Genomic DNA, 1473 nt, shown 5'->3' on the forward strand with positions numbered 1-1473 from the left:
ACCCCCCCGCCGCCGCCCGGCCGGGGGCGGGGGGGGGGCGCCCCCCCCCCCCGCACCCCTCCGCTCTACCGGTAGTTGACGAACTGGAGGGCGACGTCCAGGTCCTTGCTCTTCAGCAGGGCGATGACCTGCTGAAGATCGTCCTTCTTCTTCGAGCTCACCCGCAGCTCGTCCCCCTGGATCTGGGCCTTGATCCCCTTCGGCCCCTCGTCCCGGACGATCTTGCCGATCTTCTTGGCGTCCTCCTGGGAGATGCCCTCCTTCAGCCCGACGCCCAGCTTGTAGAGCTTCCCCGACAACCGCGGCTCGCCGGGATCGATCGCCTTCAGCGAGATCCCCCGCTTGACCAGCTTGTCCTTCAGCACGTCGAGCACGGCGTTCGCCCGCTCCTCGGTGTTCGCCTGGATCTCGATGCTCTCCCCGGACCACTTGATCCCGGCGTCCACGTTCCGGAAGTCGAACCGGTTGGCCACCTCCTTGGCGGCCTGGTTCAGAGCGTTGTCGACCTCCTGCCGGTCGAGCTTCGAGACGATGTCAAACGAGCTGTCGGCCATCGCGCACACTTCCCCTCAGCAGCACCTTCGCGGTCCTGAGAGCGTAGCGACTCGCGACCCGCCCCCGCGGCTCCGCACCGCCCGCCTCCGATGTCACGACCACTCGCCGCGTCCGCTATTCTTTCCAGTGCCGTCGCGAGAGCGACGCCACGGCGGGTTGCCCGAGTGGCCAATGGGAGCGGACTGTAAATCCGTCGGCTTAGCCTACGCAGGTTCGAACCCTGCACCCGCCACACCCAGCGAAACGGCCTCTGACCAGGCACAACGGTCAGAGGCCGTTCGCATATCCAAGATCCCCAGGTGCAGCGAGACGCCACCGAACGCCCCCGGATGTCACCGCTCCCGGAATATAGGCGGAATGACTCCGAGCCCGTTCCCGCAGGTCGCGCCGGGAAAGCCGAAGGGGCTCCGGCGCGAACCAGAGCCCCCACAGCGTAGGCGTGATCAGTCATCGAGCGCATCGTCGATCCGCTGGTTCGCCCGATCATGCTGACCGAGGATGCACTTGGCGTAGACCTGCAACAGGACCCTGACGCTGTGCCCCGCCCGCTCGGCGACCTCGGTGGCCGGCACCCCGGAGTTGAGCCACAGCGACACCCCCGCGTGCCGCAGGTCGTACGGCCGCCGGGCCAGGGGAGAGGCGACCTGTTCCGGCGTGAACGCGAGCCGCTTGCCGCCAACGTCGGCGGGCTTCACATCATCGAGGCCAGGGCCAGCCCCGTGCGTGGACGATCGCGTTCCGCAGCTCGTCAGGGTTGAGCGCCTCTACGAGACGAGCGTCACCGTCGAGCCGGACCATCGCCCACCATGAACCGGTGGCTTCGCCGTACCAGGCCCACACCCCGGAGAACTCGCGTTCGATCTGCGCGGCGACCGGTCGCCCGCTCATCCCGTCCGACAGCACCACGGGAACCGCACC

General features: G+C 68.2%; 1 protein-coding gene, 1 tRNA gene and 2 pseudogenes. 1 reads left to right on the forward strand and 3 read right to left on the reverse strand.

Annotated elements, in window-relative coordinates; translation table 11 throughout:
• Positions 1-65: 65 nt before the first annotated feature.
• Positions 66-554 (reverse strand): YajQ family cyclic di-GMP-binding protein, encoded by a 489-nt coding sequence (locus tag ABZ914_RS51270; protein ID WP_387029358.1) that lies wholly within the window; start codon positions 552-554, stop codon positions 66-68.
• Between the two features lie 151 nt (positions 555-705).
• Here ABZ914_RS51270 and ABZ914_RS51275 point away from each other — a divergent pair.
• Positions 706-787, forward strand: a tRNA-Tyr gene (locus ABZ914_RS51275).
• Positions 788-998: 211 nt separating this feature from the next.
• On the opposite strand, the pseudogene ABZ914_RS51280 reads toward ABZ914_RS51275, so the two are convergent.
• Both ABZ914_RS51280 and ABZ914_RS51285 read right to left on the reverse strand, forming a co-directional pair.
• Positions 999-1226: pseudogene (locus ABZ914_RS51280) on the reverse strand (tyrosine-type recombinase/integrase); the annotation flags it as partial.
• A 25-nt stretch (positions 1227-1251) separates the two neighbouring features.
• A pseudogene (locus tag ABZ914_RS51285) lies at positions 1252-1473 on the reverse strand (hypothetical protein); the annotation flags it as partial.

Origin of the sequence: Spirillospora sp. NPDC046719, from assembly GCF_040645715.1 — a bacterium.
In the GTDB taxonomy this organism is placed as follows: domain Bacteria; phylum Actinomycetota; class Actinomycetes; order Streptosporangiales; family Streptosporangiaceae; genus Spirillospora.